The sequence below is a fragment of the Thalassobacillus cyri genome (assembly GCF_900107755.1).
GTDB classification, from domain to species: domain Bacteria; phylum Bacillota; class Bacilli; order Bacillales; family Halobacillaceae; genus Thalassobacillus; species Thalassobacillus cyri.
In genome coordinates, this window is record NZ_FNQR01000028.1 from 31,583 (window position 1) to 49,545 (window position 17,963).

15 protein-coding genes are annotated in these 17,963 nt (G+C 43.0%); 6 read left to right on the plus strand and 9 right to left on the minus strand.

What is annotated here, in order from left to right:
- Both BLV00_RS21185 and BLV00_RS21190 read right to left on the minus strand, forming a co-directional pair.
- Complete coding sequence (locus tag BLV00_RS21185; protein WP_093046899.1) at window positions 1-1,218, minus strand: Ger(x)C family spore germination protein; 1,218 nt, start codon at window positions 1,216-1,218, stop codon at window positions 1-3.
- Entirely contained in the window at window positions 1,215-2,777 is a 1,563-nt protein-coding gene (locus BLV00_RS21190) for a spore germination protein (RefSeq protein WP_093046900.1), read from the minus strand. The genes BLV00_RS21185 and BLV00_RS21190 overlap by 4 nt, the downstream gene beginning before the upstream one ends.
- Before the next feature lie 321 nt (window positions 2,778-3,098).
- Between BLV00_RS21190 and BLV00_RS21195 the strand changes: the two genes are divergently transcribed.
- The 3 genes from BLV00_RS21195 to BLV00_RS21205 all read left to right on the plus strand — a co-directional run bounded on the left by BLV00_RS21195 (window position 3,099) and on the right by BLV00_RS21205 (window position 6,819).
- On the plus strand, window positions 3,099-4,103 hold the full coding sequence (locus tag BLV00_RS21195) for a TAXI family TRAP transporter solute-binding subunit (RefSeq protein ID WP_093046901.1): 1,005 nt from the start codon (window positions 3,099-3,101) through the stop codon (window positions 4,101-4,103).
- 84 nt (window positions 4,104-4,187) lie between these two features.
- Window positions 4,188-4,718 carry a DUF1850 domain-containing protein gene (locus BLV00_RS21200; protein ID WP_093046902.1) on the plus strand — a complete coding sequence of 177 codons (531 nt, stop codon included), beginning with the start codon at window positions 4,188-4,190 and terminating at the stop codon, window positions 4,716-4,718.
- Window positions 4,711-6,819 carry a TRAP transporter permease gene (locus BLV00_RS21205; RefSeq protein WP_093046903.1) on the plus strand — a complete coding sequence of 703 codons (2,109 nt, stop codon included), beginning with the start codon at window positions 4,711-4,713 and terminating at the stop codon, window positions 6,817-6,819. The genes BLV00_RS21200 and BLV00_RS21205 overlap by 8 nt, the downstream gene beginning before the upstream one ends.
- Before the next feature lie 64 nt (window positions 6,820-6,883).
- Here BLV00_RS21205 and BLV00_RS21210 read toward each other — a convergent pair whose 3' ends face one another.
- Window positions 6,884-7,513 (minus strand): YczE/YyaS/YitT family protein, encoded by a 630-nt coding sequence (locus BLV00_RS21210; RefSeq protein WP_093046904.1) that lies wholly within the window; start codon window positions 7,511-7,513, stop codon window positions 6,884-6,886.
- 152 nt (window positions 7,514-7,665) lie between these two features.
- Between BLV00_RS21210 and BLV00_RS21215 the strand changes: the two genes are divergently transcribed.
- A complete protein-coding gene (locus BLV00_RS21215) occupies window positions 7,666-8,430 on the plus strand; it encodes a (S)-benzoin forming benzil reductase (protein WP_093046905.1) in 765 nt (254 codons plus the stop codon).
- A gap of 447 nt (window positions 8,431-8,877) precedes the next feature.
- Here BLV00_RS21215 and BLV00_RS21220 read toward each other — a convergent pair whose 3' ends face one another.
- Both BLV00_RS21220 and BLV00_RS21225 read right to left on the minus strand, forming a co-directional pair.
- Window positions 8,878-9,492, minus strand: a complete 615-nt coding sequence (locus BLV00_RS21220) for an NUDIX hydrolase (RefSeq protein WP_093046906.1) — start codon at window positions 9,490-9,492, stop codon at window positions 8,878-8,880.
- Between the two features lie 16 nt (window positions 9,493-9,508).
- Window positions 9,509-10,024: a dihydrofolate reductase family protein gene (locus BLV00_RS21225; RefSeq protein WP_093046907.1), complete on the minus strand. Its 516-nt coding sequence runs from the start codon at window positions 10,022-10,024 to the stop codon at window positions 9,509-9,511.
- Window positions 10,025-10,307: 283 nt separating this feature from the next.
- On the opposite strand from BLV00_RS21225, the gene abc-f reads away from it, so the two are divergent.
- Window positions 10,308-11,903, plus strand: coding sequence for a ribosomal protection-like ABC-F family protein (gene abc-f / locus BLV00_RS21230; RefSeq protein WP_093046908.1), 1,596 nt, complete (start codon window positions 10,308-10,310; stop codon window positions 11,901-11,903).
- A gap of 110 nt (window positions 11,904-12,013) precedes the next feature.
- On the opposite strand, the gene BLV00_RS21235 is transcribed toward abc-f, so the two are convergent.
- Window positions 12,014-13,486: a SulP family inorganic anion transporter gene (locus tag BLV00_RS21235; RefSeq protein ID WP_093046909.1), complete on the minus strand. Its 1,473-nt coding sequence runs from the start codon at window positions 13,484-13,486 to the stop codon at window positions 12,014-12,016.
- Between the two features lie 376 nt (window positions 13,487-13,862).
- Between BLV00_RS21235 and BLV00_RS21240 the strand changes: the two genes are divergently transcribed.
- Window positions 13,863-14,282: a universal stress protein gene (locus BLV00_RS21240; protein WP_093046910.1), complete on the plus strand. Its 420-nt coding sequence runs from the start codon at window positions 13,863-13,865 to the stop codon at window positions 14,280-14,282.
- 40 nt (window positions 14,283-14,322) lie between these two features.
- On the opposite strand, the gene BLV00_RS21245 is transcribed toward BLV00_RS21240, so the two are convergent.
- From BLV00_RS21245 to BLV00_RS21255, 3 genes are all read right to left on the minus strand, one after another.
- Window positions 14,323-15,975, minus strand: a complete 1,653-nt coding sequence (locus BLV00_RS21245) for a putative ABC transporter permease subunit (protein ID WP_093046911.1) — start codon at window positions 15,973-15,975, stop codon at window positions 14,323-14,325.
- Entirely contained in the window at window positions 15,968-16,690 is a 723-nt protein-coding gene (locus BLV00_RS21250) for an ABC transporter ATP-binding protein (protein WP_093046912.1), read from the minus strand. Before BLV00_RS21250 ends, BLV00_RS21245 begins: the two co-directional genes overlap by 8 nt.
- Window positions 16,691-16,795: 105 nt before the next feature.
- Window positions 16,796-17,302 carry a GNAT family N-acetyltransferase gene (locus tag BLV00_RS21255; protein ID WP_176791790.1) on the minus strand — a complete coding sequence of 169 codons (507 nt, stop codon included), beginning with the start codon at window positions 17,300-17,302 and terminating at the stop codon, window positions 16,796-16,798.
- Window positions 17,303-17,963 lie beyond the last annotated feature (661 nt).

Here is a 17,963-nt window from a genome sequence, read left to right on the forward strand (position 1 = left end):
CTACCCTTCCTTTTGTACAGGTTGTACATTTGTCCCTTTTCTTCTGATATTGACTTTCACATCAAACTCTACATCTGTTTCGACAAAATGAGCATTCCATTCTTTTTCGACCTTTTTCCAGTAGTTGGGTTCTTTTCGATTGATCGCATTTCCGAATCCGAAGATATCACTTTTATATACCTCTTGTGCTGCTTTAACAGATAGTTGCATTTTATCTTTGATGTCACCTTCCGTTTTCTGTTCAATCATTTGGAGGGTTTCCGGTTTACTTAAGTCAATCTGGCATTCGACTTCCCCGACATTCCCTTCTGCTTCTATCTCTACTGAAATAACAGGCTTTCCTTTTTTCAATTTGGCATCAATGGCTGCGTTTGAACGCAAAATTTCTACCCCGATTTTTCCGCTACCTTCCTCTTTACAAGGAAAGTTGATTAACGTGTTTTTTACGTTTCCTACAATGTAATTGTAGCCTTTACTCTCAGCCTCGTTCAGCCATCCGAGCATCCGGTCGTCTTTAAAGACGCTAAGGTGGTCTATCTCTAAACGGGTGGGAGCATCAGGGGATTCGATATTTTTAATAGAGTTACCAGTATCTTCACTTCCGTTTAATAAAATACCAGTCATGACGGGGCTTTTCCCTGTGCTTCTTATATCAGAAATGACTTGATCAATATAGACACCCTCTGTAGCGGCCCAGTTTTCTTGAGCTGCAGTTATTGTGTCCATGATTTTATTTGCCGGAATCTTTTCATACGGGGTGATGACACTGAGAATGTCTTCAACGCTTGCGTTTTTTGCTATGGTCATAAAAAAGCTTGTGCGGAATTCCGCGTCCCTATATAGTAAGTCCAGCGCCGGGAGAACTCCTTCTTCAGCGAGAGACTGTCCGAGTATTAATAAGCGCAGCTGTGAAAAGTAAATTTTTCGTGGTGCTTTCTTCGTCATTTTTCGAATAGCTTCAAAAAGTGTTTCCCCTTCAGCTTTATAGAGGGTAACAGGGGGGCGTGTAGTTGCCTTTTCTGCAGCAATTTCAGAGGGGTTGATGATTTGTACCGTTAAAGAATAGGTTCCCTCTTCTGTCTTATCGATCCCTAATGCCACTGCAATTCCAAGCTCGTCAAGTTCCCGGCTGCTCCAGCAGCCTGACAGGAAAATAAGATAAGAGAACATGATCAGGATCAGCCTGCTTTTTCCCCAGAAATACCTTATTCCCTTCATTTTGAGCCCTCCTTCGGTTGGTTTCGGCCACTCGTCCGTTTTTCGTTTTTATGAGCGGTAGCAGAAGGCCTGGACAGCAACCCCCAGTGTGGAAATCGGACCAGTACATCTTTCTGGTCTTTCGGAACTAGTGGTGCAAACGGTGACATATATGGAACTCCAAAAGATTGCAAGCTGCACAGGTGGAGTACCAAGGCAATCAAACCGAGTATGATTCCATACAATCCAAACGTAGCAGCTAGTATCATCAAGGAGAATCGGAGCATCCTGACAGGTATCGCCATATTGTACGATGGGAAAACAAAGCTGCTGATTGCAGTGAGGGCAACGACAATGACCATTGCCGGAGAGACAAGACCTGCCTGGACCGCTGATTCACCCAATACTAACGCCCCTACAATCGAAACGGCAGAACCGACAGCTTTCGGAAGCCTTACCCCAGCTTCACGAAGGATTTCAAAGGTCGCTTCCATAAGCACAGCTTCGACAAAAGCCGGAAATGGCACACCCTCACGCTGGGCTGCTAAGTTGATCAATAAGGGCGCTGGAATCATTTCCTGGTGAAAGGTTGTGATCGCAATGTATAAAGAGGGCATGAACAAAGCGATGACAAATGAAAATAGTCGTAATAACCGGATGAATGTTCCGATATCATAACGTTGGTAGTAATCTTCGCTGGACTGCATGAAGTTGACGAAGAGCGCAGGGACTAACAGAACATTAGGTGTGCCATCTGTAACAATGGCTACTTTCCCTTCTAAAAGACCCCCAGCTATCGAATCCGGTCGTTCCGTATAATAGACTTTTGGAAAGGGGGAATAAGGGGGATCTTCAATGAATTCCTCGATATACCCACTTTCCAGCACTCCATCGATATCTATCTTATCTAAACGGGCATGTAACTCTTTTACTACGCTTTCATCTGCAGTACCCTCGATATATAGAACTGCGACATCGGTAGCGGTCACTTTTCCGATTTTCTTAGCATCGATGCGAAGGTTTGGGTTCTTAATTTTTCTACGCACCAGCGCTGTATTCGTCCGAAGCGTCTCAGTGAAAGATTCTTTGGGACCACGAATGACACTTTCCGAGGTGGTCTCCTGTACCCCACGGTCTTTCCAGCCTTTTGTACTAGCGGATAATGCACGTGTTTCATTATCAAGCAGGACCAGAGTTTCTCCGGATAATAAGCGGAGGAGCAAGTCATCAAGTTTGTTTGTTTCCGTAATTTCTCCTATTGGAAGAGCTGAATCTTTAATCTCATCATAGACATGGGCAAGGGAGATGTTTTCTGGGGGCACCTCAACCATCATGACTTCCAGGATGAAATCCTGCACAGAAGTTTTATCTACAAGACCATCGATAAAAAGGACCGCTCCTTTGATTTTGTTGCTGCTATTCAACGTCATACGCCGTATTACCAAATCAGAAGCGTCACCTAAAGTTTTTTTAATCACAGTCAAGTTGCCTTCTAAACTCTCGTCTATTTGTTTCGCCAGCCTGGAGTCTAGTTGAACATTATCATTATTATTTGTTGTTTTTTTCTTGCGACGTCTCATGGTGCTTGCCCCTTTGCAGATGCTTTGCGTATTAGTTTGCACACCTGCAGGTAATTTATGAATATCGTAAACCTAATGGCTGCAATGGTGACTATCTTTTTTCACAATTGTCTGAAAAAAATTACAAGTAAGCGATTGCTCAATTACAGTTTGAATTTAGCCATATTTATAGTAAAATATATTTGCTGCATAAGAATCACCATTACAGATATCCACGCAACACTTTTCCACAAAAGGGAAGTCGATGAAATGTTTGAATATTTCATCTATTTCTGCTAACATTATTTTACTAGACAACTTTAAAAATGAGGGGGCTTATTTATGAAAAGAAGAAATTGGATGTTAACGTTCGCTATGATGTTAACGCTTTCGCTGTTCCTTGCTGCATGTGGCGGCGGTACTGCTGACAACGGCGGAGAAGGCGGGGAAGAAGGTGGCGGCGATGAAGGCGGCACCACATTCCTTAACATTCTGACAGGTGGATCTCAGGGTACATATTATCCACTTGGCGGAAGCTTTGCTACAATCATCAACTCTAATGTAGATGGAGCCGAGGCTAACGCGGTTTCAACAGGAGCTTCTGTAGAAAATATGAAGAAGCTTCGTGATGGTGACGGAGAACTTGCATTTACCCAAACAGATATTGCTTCTTATGCAGCTAATGGAGAAGTAATGTTTGATGAGGCTATTGAAGGCGTTCAGGCGATCGGAACTCTATACCCGGAAACCATTCAAATTGTAACTACGAAAGATACAGGAATTGAAACGGTAGAAGATTTGAAAGGGAAGGTAGTTTCTGTTGGTGCACCAGGTTCCGGTACGTATGCCAATGCTAAAAATATTCTTGAAATCCATGGGATTACGATGGACGATATTGAAAAGCGTGACCTTGAATTCGGTGATTCTACTTCTGGTATTCAAGATGGAACTATTGATGCAGCATTCATTACATCCGGGACACCTACTGGAGCGGTAGAAAGTCTTGCAGCTACTACGGATGTAAATATCGTTACTTTCGGCGATGGAAAAATCCAGGAGCTGATTGACAAGGTTCCATTCTATTCAGAAGATGAAATTCCATCTGGAACATATGGATTAGATGAAGCGGTACAGACAGTAGCCGTACAGGCTATGCTCGTTACTACTTCTGACATGGATGAAAACACCGTTTACGACATCACCAAATCCATTTTTGAAAATACCGATCAGATTACCCATAGCAAGGGTGAAGTAATTACAGCAGAATCTGCGCTTAAGGGTGTAGGAATCGATGTTCATCCTGGTGCACAAAAGTACTTTGATGAAGTCGGCGTTTCTGCAGAATAATAAAAAGCCTGACAGGATTAATTTGGCTTGTGATAGACCGATGTTATATCGGTCTATCTTTTCTTGTGAGAAAGGAATATAAGAATGGAGAGGTTTGCACAAAAAAGAGTAGTAATGGCTGTCATGATAGGTTTTATTTTTTTATCTGCAGCTTCGTTATGGTTATTTTACCCCTACCAATATGTTCTAGCTCTCCACACAAAAGATACAGACAAACCTTCGCTTTTCCTTCCGGTGGAGGAAGGGGACCGTTTTCAAATCAAGTTTACGCACTCCATTCATTTAAGTGATGTCATCGAGGAGTATGAAGTGAAAGATAAAAAGCTTATCCCTGTTCAATTGATATACGAGGATACAGCAGTAGGTATGCCTTCGAATGCCGGTGAGGGGGAAACATTCAAGGCCAAAGATGGAAAGTATTATATAACGGGGTTAAAGGGAGAGCATAAGTACATCGATCTTTCTGTCGGACAGGTAAAAGCAAAGCATACGATCTTATTTAAGGATCGTTCTTACCTTCTAAAGGAATATGTAGGTGGTGGTACAATAGTTCGTATTCAACCCCTCTATATAAACAACTGGGAACTTTTGAGAGGAGTGAATGTGCATGAGTAAGAAAGATCAATCACTATCCGTAGAAAAACAACAAGAAATCATGCAGAAATACGATCCTGAATCTTCTGTACGAGAACTGACTGGACTCTTAGCTAAGGTCGTATTTTTTATCTTATTAGCATTTTCCATCTATCAGTTATATACAACCACCATCCATCCTCTGCCAGCGCAAATCCATCGATCTGTGCACGTTGGATTCGGCCTGGTATTGATATTTTTATTATTCCCTGCGTCTCAAAAGAACCGTATTAAGGGAAAGATAGCATGGTATGATGTTGTGCTAGCCGTACTTGGATTTTGCGTTGGTGCCTATTGGCCTTTATTTTATGAACAAATAATTATGCGAGCCGGAGATATGAGTACACTGGACTTTTATATTGGTATATTAGCAGTAACCCTTGTGTTAGAAGCGACCCGACGTGCGGTAGGCTTGCCAATTACGATCATTGCGGCACTATTTCTGGTTTATGCTTATTGGGGACGGCAAATGCCGGGATTTTTGATTCACCGTGGTGTGAACCTGGATAGTCTGGTACAATCCATGTTTTTCACGACGGAAGGTATTCTCGGAACACCGATTGCTGTATCATCCACTTTTATATTCTTGTTCTTATTATTTGGTTCTTTCTTAGTAAAAACAGGAGTTGGGCAATATTTTAATGATTTGGCAGTGACACTTGCTGGTAAACGGACAGGTGGACCTGCGAAAGTGGCTATTTTTTCCAGTGCCTTGCAAGGTACGATCAGCGGGAGTTCAGTTGCCAACGTTGTTACGTCCGGTTCCTTTACGATTCCGATGATGAAACGATTGGGATATCGCCGTGAATTCGCTGGTGGTGTAGAGGCTGCTGCTTCCACAGGTGGTCAGCTGATGCCTCCAATCATGGGTGCGGCAGCATTCTTGATGATCGAATTTATCGGGATAGATTATTGGAGCATCGCTAAAGCAGCTGCTATTCCGGCCTTACTGTATTTTACTGGTGTATGGATTATGACTCATTTTGAAGCGAAACGTACAGGACTGAGCGGATTGTCAGATGCGGAAATGCCAAATCGCAAAGAAGTCTTCAAGAAAATCTATCTGCTATTGCCGATTGTGGCGATCGTTTTCTATCTAAGCAGTGGGCTTAGTGTCATGCGTGCAGCTATTTATGGTATTCTCACTACCATTCTTGTCGGTCTGATGAGAGAAGAAAAGTTTCGAAAAATATACCCGATTGTATTCGGGGTAGTTGCGGTAGGTATGGGGATTTATGGATCGATAACCGGCGGTTTTTCCGTCACGACTTCCCTTGTTTCAGCAACGATTGTGACCATTCTTGTGAGCTATCTCTTTGATGGCAACTTCAAAGATACCATCGATGCTCTTGTTGATGGGGCTCGGACAGCACTTGGAGTGGTAGCAGCAACTGCAGCGGCTGGTATTATCGTTGGGGTCGTTACGAAGACGGGGCTTGGTTTAAAGCTTGCTAACAGTTTGGTATCGCTGGCAAACGGGGAAATACTGCTGACCCTGTTCTTTACGATGCTGGCAGCTATCATCCTTGGAATGGGCTCGCCGACTACAGCAAACTATATCATTACCTCAACGATTGCAGCGCCTGCTCTAATCCTGCTAGGTATTGCTGACCTGCCGGCGCACATGTTTGTCTTCTACTTCGGTATAGTGGCTGATATAACACCACCTGTTGCACTTGCAGCGTTTGCAGCATCTGGTGTGGCAAGCTCTGAACCGATCAGGACAGGGGTGAACGCAGCTAAGCTAGCCATTGCTGCTTTTATCATCCCTTATATGTTCGTTCTGGAGCCAAAATTATTGATGATTGACACGACAGCCCTAGAACTGATCTGGATCGTGTTCACAGCTGTCTGTGGCATGCTGGCTATCGGTGCCGGATTGATTGGTTACTGGTTCCGTCAGCTCATGTGGTTTGAGCGAATCATCGCCTTGGCTGGAGGGCTGACACTGATCTACCCTGGTGGTTATTCGGATATCATTGGATTATCTGTGTTTGCAGTCATCCTGGGGATGCAGTTCCTTCTTAAACGGGATACACTTGGTGTACCGGTTGAAAGAGGCAGGAAAAAAGCAGAATCCTAATAAAATATGAACATCCTCTATCAAAAAAAGCGACCTGTCTATCCAGGTCGCTTTTAGCTCTTTTTTAAAGCATTTTGTCTTTCTGATCAATACCCCATAATTTGATGAGTGGTCGTGAGAGGACATAAAAAAACTGAATGACTGGTCCCGTAGATAAGGCGACGATCAATGTCCCAATACCTACTGGTGCTCCAAGCAGATAACCGATTAAAGCAAGCCCGGATTCTGCAAATATACGCACAGAACTTTTAGATTGATTTGTCTTTTTATTAACGATCATCATGAAATGATCTAATGGAATCCGTGGGAAGGGTGTTCGCAGGTAGAAGGCGATACCAGCACCCATCGCGAGTAAACCTAGTGTGAAAATAAGCCATTGTGTCCACCAGACGTCGTATCCAGATTCAGGCAGCATGTTGTAAAGAAAAATATCTAACGTCCAGCCACGGACGACAATTGGCAGGATGGACTCATATACAGGCCTTTTCTTTTCAATCCAGGCATTGATAAGTAATAAAATGATGAAGCTGATAATCAATACAGTACCCACAGAGACAGGCAGGTGTATCGATACACCAACAGCAACACTGTCCCCGGGCCCTACACCTAAGCCTGACTTGATGATCATTGCCAGACCCAGACTGGATAGTACAATTCCTGCCAGATAGATCAGGAAAAGAATCAAATGTCTCATAATGCAGGCTCCTTATGCTAAAACAGTAAGTGACGCTTTAATAATCATATACTTCCACTATTTCTCTGTAAAGTTCGAAGTGTCGCTGTTTTTATTTTATAGTAGAAGGGAAGCTATCATGTATAGATCAAGAAAAGACGGGAGGCAGTTATATGCAGTATGCAATCGTAACGGGAGAATCAAGAGGGTTAGGAGAAGCTATTGCTAAAGACTTCATTGAATATGGGGTGGATGTCATTGGGATTTCGCGCTCGGGCAGTAAAGAGCTGACAGAGTTTTCCGAACAGGAAAAGGCGGATTATCACCATATGGCATGTGATTTAAGTGATAGTGCTAAGACAGAACAGTGTTTTGAAAAAATAGCAGATGAACTGTTCAATGAAGAAACCTATCACATTTATCTGATCAATAATGCCGGCATGATCGAGCCGATTGAAACGGTAGGAAACCTGGATGCAAAGCAGGTAACAAAGCATGTCCAGGTCAATCTGTTAGCACCGATCGTATTGACCAACAGTCTGCTCTCCTATGCGGACAACCATGAGGTGGAATTGACCATCGTGAATATCACCTCTGGCGCTGCAGAAAAATCCACCCCTGGCTGGAGTACGTACAACAGTACAAAGGCAGCAATGAATCGATTCACCGCAACAGTGGCAGCGGAGCTTGAGAACCAGGAAAAAGACCATCGTATCCTTGCCTATAGTCCGGGAGTGATGGATACAGATATGCAGGATGTCATCCGTTCAGCTTCTAAAGAGGCCTTCCAGGATGTCAAGAAGTTCAGGAAGTTGAAAGAGGAAGGGCAGCTGCGAGGCCCAGACACGGTATCAGCTGTGTTGATGGATCTACTGAATAAACCCAATGAAATAGAAAACGGAAAAGTATATAAACTGTATGATTTAATCAAAGAATAAAATTCTAATAGATAATAGTAATGTTGCTAAAAAAAAGTGGGAGAGTGGAAATTCCCCCGTTTGTTGAACAGTGGTTTCGTTACCCTTGAGAACGGTGGATGTGTGCTGGGAAACCACTCGCTTTCCGTGGGCGTACGGTGAGCTTTCTCTGGGCAAAGCCCTTCGGGATCTCACCATGTACTATATTCCCACAGGACTTTGAATTTCCTCTTTGAATCAACACCGCACGAAGGAAATGCGTAGCATTTTCGAGGAGTCTCACGGTTTCCCAGCCCATATTACTTAGGTGAATGGAACGAAACCTGTACTTATAAACCAGACAGGTATTTCCTCAAAGAGCTCTAAATTAATGGGCTTTCCTTAAACAAGTGACAGTTTGAACAAATCATCTCGGATTCGAGTCTTCCACAAGCCTGCTATTTTGTTGACGGCGCAATATCCCAATGATCAATCACAAAATGGGGGAAGGGTTTCTTTTTGCATAGTAAATAAGTGTTCTATTTGTTCATGTGTATTACGACCGATTGATAATTCTGGCAGCCTATCTTTTTGAAAAAAGGCTGCATGGTCCGTTTCTATTCCACCTTGAAGTTTTCCATCCTTCCAATCACAGGCGATGAAAACTTTATAGATGTGAGATGCCATGGGTGGGTGAGGGTGTTTGTGCATATCCACCAACCCCAGTAGCTGCCTTGCTGCTACTTCAATACCTGCTTCTTCATAAACCTCTTTGACAGCCACTTCCTTAGGGGAAAAGCCGATATCCGCCCAACCGCCTGGCAATGCCCATTTTCCATCTGATTTTTCCTGGACAAGCAATAATTTTTCTTCATGAAAAACTACCGCGCGAATGTCGACCTTCGGTGTCTGGTAGCCTGTTTCATTGGCGAATAAATCGATTATTTTTTCCATCGGTTCATCGGTATATTCCTCAAGAATTTCTGTACTTAACTCCCGCAGGCGCTGATAGCGTTCCACGTCATAAACATCTTTTGTATAGGTAAGTCCTGCTTGCGAAATTGCTTGTATTTCTTTTGCCCATGTCAACCATTTGTCCGACATTTATACTCCCCCCTGGTTAGTTTTTTCGATAAGTAAGCAATAACATACCAGTTGAAAATGGCTTCGCTTCATATAACTCCAGCTGCTGTTCTACGTCATTCTTTTCAAATAACGGGATACCGCTGCCGATCATTGTCGGCTGGATGGCGATTTGATATTCATCGATAAGATTTTTGTTGATGAAATGATGGATCACCTGTGCGCCACCTACCACCCAGATATTTTTGTGCTGATCATTTTTTAGAAGGTTGATCAGGGGGCGGATTTGTTCGGGCTGAATAAACGTCGCATAATCATCGCTGCCTTCTTGCATGTTAGAAACAACATAGACATCCTTGGATCGGTATGGGAATTGGTCAGTCAACTGAAAAATCTGCTCATATGTTTTCCTGCCTAGAATCACGGTATCGATGGTAGTGATGAACTTTTCATAGCCATAATCCTGGTCATCCCAGAGCCAGTCGATCGCCCCGTTCTCACGAGCGATATAGCCATCAACACTTTGTGCTATGTATAGAACTACTTTTCCCATGACATTACCTTCTTTCTAAAATTTGTTGCAAACGTATACATACCCATCATATAATAGTTGTAACGAAAAAAGAAGGGACTGAAGAATAGAGCGATGAAGTACTGATCCTATTGCTTAAACGAGATATGAATAAGAAATTCACTCGTTCAGAGATGGGGTTAGTCTGTCCAAAACAGGATATCATTGCTTGATCAGTCGTAGTATGGAGAAATACTGCCCTCATACCTACCTGTACATGGAATGATTAGACACCACTTCTCTGAACCATCAGGGAGGTTTTTTTATGCTTTTAATGAGAGCGATGAACATTCAATTTACTATCGGCCCACGCCGGTTATTGGATATAGAGGAACTGAAAATCCATAAAGGTGATCGAATCGGACTGGTTGGGAAAAATGGGCAGGGTAAAACGTTGCTGTTGAATTATTTGGCAGGAAAAACAGAAATGGAGCCGCAGGTTGACTTTCATACGGACTTTAGCTGGTTTCAACAATTGGGAGATCCAGATAACCATGATAATGAATGGAAGACATTAAGTGGCGGAGAAAAGACTTTAGCAAAGCTGGAGCGGCTATTTGCTGAAGACAGTGACCTCCTGTTTTTGGATGAGCCGACCAATAACCTGGATTGGCAGCATATCGAACAATTGGAACGGCAGTTAGAAAACCATCAAGGAGCATTTTTAATAGTATCCCATGATCGTAGTCTGCTGGGTAAAGTATGTACAACGATATGGCATTTGGAAGATGGGAAAATAACTAGCTACCAGGGAGATTACAGCTTCTATGCCGATCAGAAAGAACTGGAACATAAACAGCAGCAGGAAGCGCATGAAAAATATTTGAAAGAGAAAAAGCGCTTGACCGAACGTCTGACTAAGAAGCGCAAGCAGGCAAAAGGCATGCGTAAGCCACCGTCGAGGATGGGGAACTCGGAATGGCAGCTTGGCAAAAATAAAGCTGCCGGTCAGCAAAAGAAAATCGAGCGTGTCTCAAAAAATATAGAAAACCGGATGGAAAGGCTGGAAAAAGTAGATAAGCCTTTCGAGTGGGAGGAAGTGAAGATGGACTATGTCCTGCACTCGCCTATTCACCGAAAGCAGTTGTTGATGGCGAAAGATGTTCATGGGTCGGTGGCAGGCCGGGAGTTGTACCAGGTTCCTTTCCTCAAGTTAACAACTGGTTCGAAAACCGCCTTGATTGGTGCAAATGGCAGTGGTAAAACTACCTTAATCCAGCAGTTGCTTAAAGGAGGAGAAACGGTCGATTTTGCTGCTCAGGTAAAAATCGGTCATTTTGATCAGATGTTGAAAAGCCTGCCAGTGAAGGAAACGGTGTTGCAGTATGTGCAATCGACCAGTCAGCTTCCTGAGCATTTACTGCGGATTATTCTTGGGAGACTGCGATTTAAAGCAGACGATGTCCATAAAACGATTGGTGTCTTGAGCGGCGGCGAGCGGGTCAAAGTGGCTTTGGCTCGTTTGTTGACCGGCGACTTTAACCTTTTGATTCTCGACGAACCTACCAACCATCTGGACCTGGAGGCGATCGAGGCGCTGGAAGGGCTGGTGCGAGATTACCCGGGTACTGTTTTATATGTCACACATGATCGGCGATTTGTGGATCGTACCACGACCCATCTCTGGGTGCTGGAAGAACAAACAGTCCATAGTTTTGAAGGAAGTCTCGAAGAGTATGGAAAAGTGAAACAGAAGCCAAAAGAGGTGGAGGAGCAGGAGTATAATATGATGACTCTGGAAACGAAACTGACTGAGCTGGTCAGCAGAATCAGTATGGCTCCTCAAGGTGAAGATAACAGCGACCTAGAGGAAGAATATCAACAAGTGCTCGGTCAGATAAGAAAGTTGAGGAATAGCTGATCAGATTAATTTCCTGTACCCTATCTCCCAATTTGGTCACTGATACAAAAAAGTGCTGGCACGCGTATGCCAGCACTTTTAATTAGGAACAGCTGTTAGCTAATATTGTTTTAATGGTTGGATAATGAAGCGTTCGGTTTATTATGAACACCGAGACGTTTAACGAGCTTCGAACTGTCTTCGTTCAATCCAGTGATTTCTACTTCTTTTCCTTGTTCCCGGAACTTCAGTACGAGTTTATCAATCGCAGCAACTGCAGAATCATCCCAGACATGGGAGTGGCTGAAGTCTACTTTGATATGATCCGCGTCTGCGTTGAAGTCAAAGTGTTTGATCAAGTTATCGACAGAAGCGAAGAATACTTGTCCTTTTACTGTATACGTCAACGTACGTGTTTGTTCTTCGAATTTCTTTGCTACATGCACAGAAGAAATTTTTGCTACGAAGAAAATGGCACTTAAGATGACACCAGCAAGGACACCTTTGGATAAGTCATGGGTTTTAACTACCGTTACAACGGTAACGATCATGACAGCGGCGTCTGTTTTAGGCATAACGTGAAGCTTCGTCAAAGAGCTCCAGTCGAAAGTACCGATGGAAACCATGATCATCACGCCTACTAGTACGGCCATCGGGATTTGGACTAATACATTTTGAAAGACGATAATCAAAAGCATGAGGAAGACACCAGCAATCAGTGTCGATAAACGTCCTCGACCTCCTGATTTTACATTGATAACGGATTGACCGATCATTGCACAGCCAGCCATCCCGCCAAAGAAACCGGCAACGACGTTAGCAACACCTTGTCCGCGTGCTTCTTTGTTTTTATCACTTGGCGTATCGGTCATATCGTCGACGATTTGCGCTGTCAATAATGATTCAAGCAAACCGACAAAAGCTAAGGCCAAAGCGGTTGGGAAAATGATCTGCAATGTTTCGAAAGTCAAAGGAATGTCAGGAATTAAGAAGATTGGCAAGGTACTAGTCAATTCGCCCATATCTCCTACCGTCTTCACATTCATCCCTGTAGTAGTGACTAAGATTGTCATAGCAACGATAGCTACAAGCGGTGCCGGTACTGCTTTCGTAATGCGAGGGAATAAGTAGATAATCCCTAAAGACCCGATTACTAAAGCGTACATTGGCCAGCTTTCACCGACAAAGTGGGGTAGCTGGGAGGTGAAAATCAGGATCCCAAGTGCGTTTACGAAACCGATCATAACCGAACGTGGGATGAATTTCATAAATTGCCCGATTTTCAAAGCACCTAAAGCGAATTGGATAATACCTGTCAAAATCGTGGCGGCCAGGAGGTATTGTAAGCCATGCTCCGCAACTAATGTCACCATCAATAACGCCATAGCACCTGTCGCAGCTGATACCATTCCAGGACGTCCACCCATAAAAGCAATAACGACAGCGATACTGAAGGAAGCATAAAGACCGACCATTGGATCAACTCCGGCAATGATCGAGAAGGCGATGGCTTCTGGAATCAATGCCATGGCAACGACCAATCCTGCCAATACATCGTTCTTCATGTTTCCAAACCATTGATTTTTAATTGTTTCTACGTTCAATGCTGCACCTCTTTTCTAAATTTTAAAACTGTTGCACTGTCCGTAACAGTGCTATTTCCGGCAAGAACGAGACTGATTATATCACGCCTGTGAGAGAAGTGGTAATCGTATGTAAGCGTATAATTTAAACACATACTTTTAAATACTTCTATTTGCTGTCTTATAATAGGCAATATCAAGTTTCTACTATTTTTATAGTAAAAATTACATTTGAAAAGGGTTTGTTAAGCAATACGTGGATAGCAAGAGAGTAGATTCCTTATTCTATACGAATCAAAATTACCAGTTGAAAATAAATAAATACTAGTAAAAAGTTGTCCCGTATTTTTACAAACGTGATAAAATGAAAGAACTACTTTTGAAGAGGGAGAAATTTATGTACAAGAATATTTTGATTGCTGCTGATGGTTCCGATCACTCGATCCGTACAGCAGAACAAGCAGCAGAGCTTGCAAGACTGCAAGAAAATGCTCAAATTACTGTCATCTATGTTGTCGATGGAGATACTTCCAAACATGATGTTCTTGCTGAAGGGAACCAGGCAACCATTGATAGGAAGCGGCTTGAACGTCTGAAGCCGATAGAAGAACGTCTGGATAAAGCTGGAGTCGGCTATAAGGTTGTTCTGAAGCGCGGTGAGCCAGGGCCAACGATCGTCAACTATGCTAATGAAGAAGATATCGATATTGTCATCATTGGGAGCCGAGGTTTGAACACGCTTCAGGAAATGGTTTTAGGAAGTGTCAGCCATAAGGTGGCAAAGCGGGCACAATGTCCGGTCATGATTGTTAAATAGTAAAAAAATGCTTGAACCCATCGATGGATTCAAGCGTTTTTTATATCGTGTTGTGATAATGCGTGCGAATCAATCTCTTCAATACAACATGGCTGATTGCAATGGCACCAGCAAGTAAGAGAGCTAGCAGCAGGGCGGTCATCCATAATCCTTCTACAGCATCGATATTCCAAATTATAATTACAATAAAGCCGAACGCCCCCATCTCGATTAATAAAGCAAACAGGCTAATGAGCCTGGATTTGAACACCTCCTGTTCATCAGTCCAATGAAGTTTAGGCTGATTCAAATCAAGTGCAGTCCCTACCAGGCTGGTGAACCAGCTTGCTAATAACGTTAGCCCGACCCAGAGTGCAAATAGGCCTGGTGGCATGTTTAAGACTGCGATGCCGATGATAGCCAGTAATAAGATGGAAAGCAAATTGATCAACCAGGCAGTGGCTGCCTTACTGAAAATAACGGCTTCAGGATGGACGGGCAAATATAAATTCGCAGGCCAGTTCCTTCCGTCTCGGGAAATGGATGAGTAGGATGCCGGATTTACACCTAAGATGAATAAAGAAAATACGAATAGTAACAGCAAGGAAGTCTTACCTTGGAATTGACCGAGCATGGTTCCGAGCATGCTAAATGAGCTGGAAGAACTCTCAAACAGCAAGATAACAATTAAGAAAACCGGGGCAAATAAACTCTGCACGACACATTGCATGAAAAAGGTCGGGGTCCGGAAAATAATACGTAATTCTTTCTTGATCATTGCTGCAACTACAGGTTGATGCTTGATTTTTCTGGTAACTTTATGAGGATCAAACGTTTTCCTGCTGCCGGCAGTCAAGCCGAGTATACCTTTGAAGTAAAGCTTTTGCCCTGCCAAAAGGAATAGGAGAACAGCGCCAGTAGAAATAGCAAGCATTAATAATAGAAACAAAAGCCCGCTCAACTCTCTGGCATAGTTTAAAGCCATTGTGCTAAAGTAGGCGGTTGGCACCATCCCGGTAATCAAATCAAGCAACCCATTCTGTTCCTGAATCAGGGCGGCGGCTCCTTCAGCGGTCTGACCTGGATCTTGATTCAAACGGATAATGATATTGAAACCAATGATAAATACGAAACTCAACAGACCGGCAAATACTTTCGTACGGTCTTTATTTTTGGCAATGTTGGCGTATCGCATGAAAAACATCAAAATGATGGCTACCACTGTGAATGGAACGACTGGGAAAATGATGAACAGGATAAAGGCGTATAAATAATAGATGAAACTTGCGCCGCTATGGATGCCGAATAATGTTAATATAGGGACCATCAGAACGCCACTTGTCAAATAAAGGCTGATGAATGGAGCGGCTGCCTTACCAGCCAATAATTGGTAAGGGTGGAAAGGATAAGGGATGAAGCCTTCGATATCTTCTGCAAAATAGAACGAGCTTAATATTGAGCTTAAGCTTACGAAAAACAGGATGAAGGTTATCCCGACAAACAACAGACCAAGCAGGGCGTTTTCATTCCCTGTCGGGGCAAGTTGCTGATAGAGTGTTGCCACGATAGAATTCATCAAACTAATGAATATAAAGGCGAAAGGAACCAGGAACAATAATAAAAACAGGTAGCCAAGTTTTTCTCCTGTACTTTTTCCTGCCATGGAATATTGCATTTTTAACATGGTATGGATTAGGCGTAGTGTCTTATTCATTATTGGTCAGCTCCAGGAACACTCTCTCCAGATTTTCATCCGCTTCAAACTGCTCTTTCATTTCCTTCATATTACCCCTGAACTGAAGCTGGCCACTATTGATGATGGCAACCTCGTCACACAGTTGCTCCACCACTTCCAGCACATGGGTGGAAAAAAATACAGTATTACCTTTTGCCGCATGTTCCCGCATCATTTCTTTCAATGTATAAGATGATTTCGGATCAAGCCCTGATAATGGTTCATCCAGGATCCAAACATCAGGATCATGAAGTAAGACACCGCTGATGACAGTTTTTTGCCGCATGCCATGTGAGTATGTCTGTATGTAATCATCCAATGCTTCATATATACCGAAACTTTTTGTGAGATAGTCTATTTTTTCTTCTCGGATATCTCTGGGAAGGTCGTACACGTCCCCAATAAAGTTTAAATATTCGATTCCCTTCAGACGAAGGAAAACATCCGGGCTATCCGGGACATAACCGAAAATTTTTTTCGCTTTCATCGGCTCTCGGGTGATGTCAAACCCATTAACGGTTATGGTGCCATTATCAATCGGCAATATGCCGGTTATCATTTTTATGGTCGTCGATTTTCCCGCTCCGTTAGGCCCAAGAAAACCAAAGATCTTTCCGTCTGGAATGACTAAGTCCAGGTTTTTGACTGCAGTTTTTCCAGCGAATTCTTTCGTCACATGATTGATCGAAATCATAACCTTCCCCCTTGCTGAACTGTCTCTGTTATATGTACGATTTCCCCGGAAATAAGTTTCATAAGAAAGGGCAAGGGTTTATCTGGCTTCGGGTTTAGCAGGAGGCTAACTGGTTAAAGATAGTACCATTAAATATTCATCGAAATAGCTATCCCCGTTTTTTATCGCATTTTTTTCAGTGCCAAAGATAGTAAAGCCCAGGGATTTGTATAAACGGACGCCCGGGGTGTTTGTTGTTACTACACCTAACAACAGCTGTTCAATGCCAGCTTGTTTGGCATCGTGGATCGCCTGCTCGATCAGCTGCTTTCCGATATTCTTACCTCGGTAGTCAGGAGAAACGTACATGGCAAGGATATCAGCTTTGTGATAGAACTTTTTGTGGGATTGTCTTAGCATCGTGACCGTTCCAATCAACTGGGAATCTTCAAAAGCTCCATAAGTATAATTGTGGTCACTCGTCATCCTGTCTGCAGCTTGTTCGACAGGTTTTTCCTTAGCAATGGCATCCTCATACGTAGTAATGAATGCATCAGGCGAAGTTTTCAAGGCCTCCAAACGAAGCTCCCAATAGCTGACTGTGTCCTTTGCACTTAAACGTCTTACTTCCATAATTGTCCACCCCTTATGTTTTAATAACTCATTTCCTGCTTTATTTAATACAAATTTGACCCTGTTAAACATTGTTGTTTATTTTTTATAAAATACTTATTCAATTATTGGGCCGAAAAGTCGAAGACTTGATTTCGAGATAATATTGGAGTTTAGGGGCTCCCGGAAACGGTTCGCTTTCCGTGGGCGTGTGCTGAGTCCCCTCAGGCTTCGCCTTGCGGGGCCTCAGCTATCACTCAACTCCCACAGGACTTTGAATTTTCTCCTTGACTTAACCCACGCGCGAAGGAAATGCGTAGCATTTTCGAGGAGTCTCACCGTTTCCCTACGCCCCTTGTCATAGGAAGTTATCGAAATCTCATTTGTGGAAACCGCTCATGATGATAGAAAGAAGACTTTGGCACCTTCATTTCCTTTGTAAATGCGTCAAGTTGAGGTTTCAGGTACATTCTTTCTCCTATTGAAGGGTCCGTTTAATACAAAACTGGTTGGATGGGCAGGGAAACGGCGAGACTCCCTCCGGAAATGTTGATACACCAAGGGTTATAAATCGTTTTTAACACTTTAAATTTTTTTATTTTACATTCATCAATCAAGTTATTCCTTTTATTCAAATTTAAGGTAAATAAAGGGACGCGTTGCGTTTCCTAACTGTATTAGG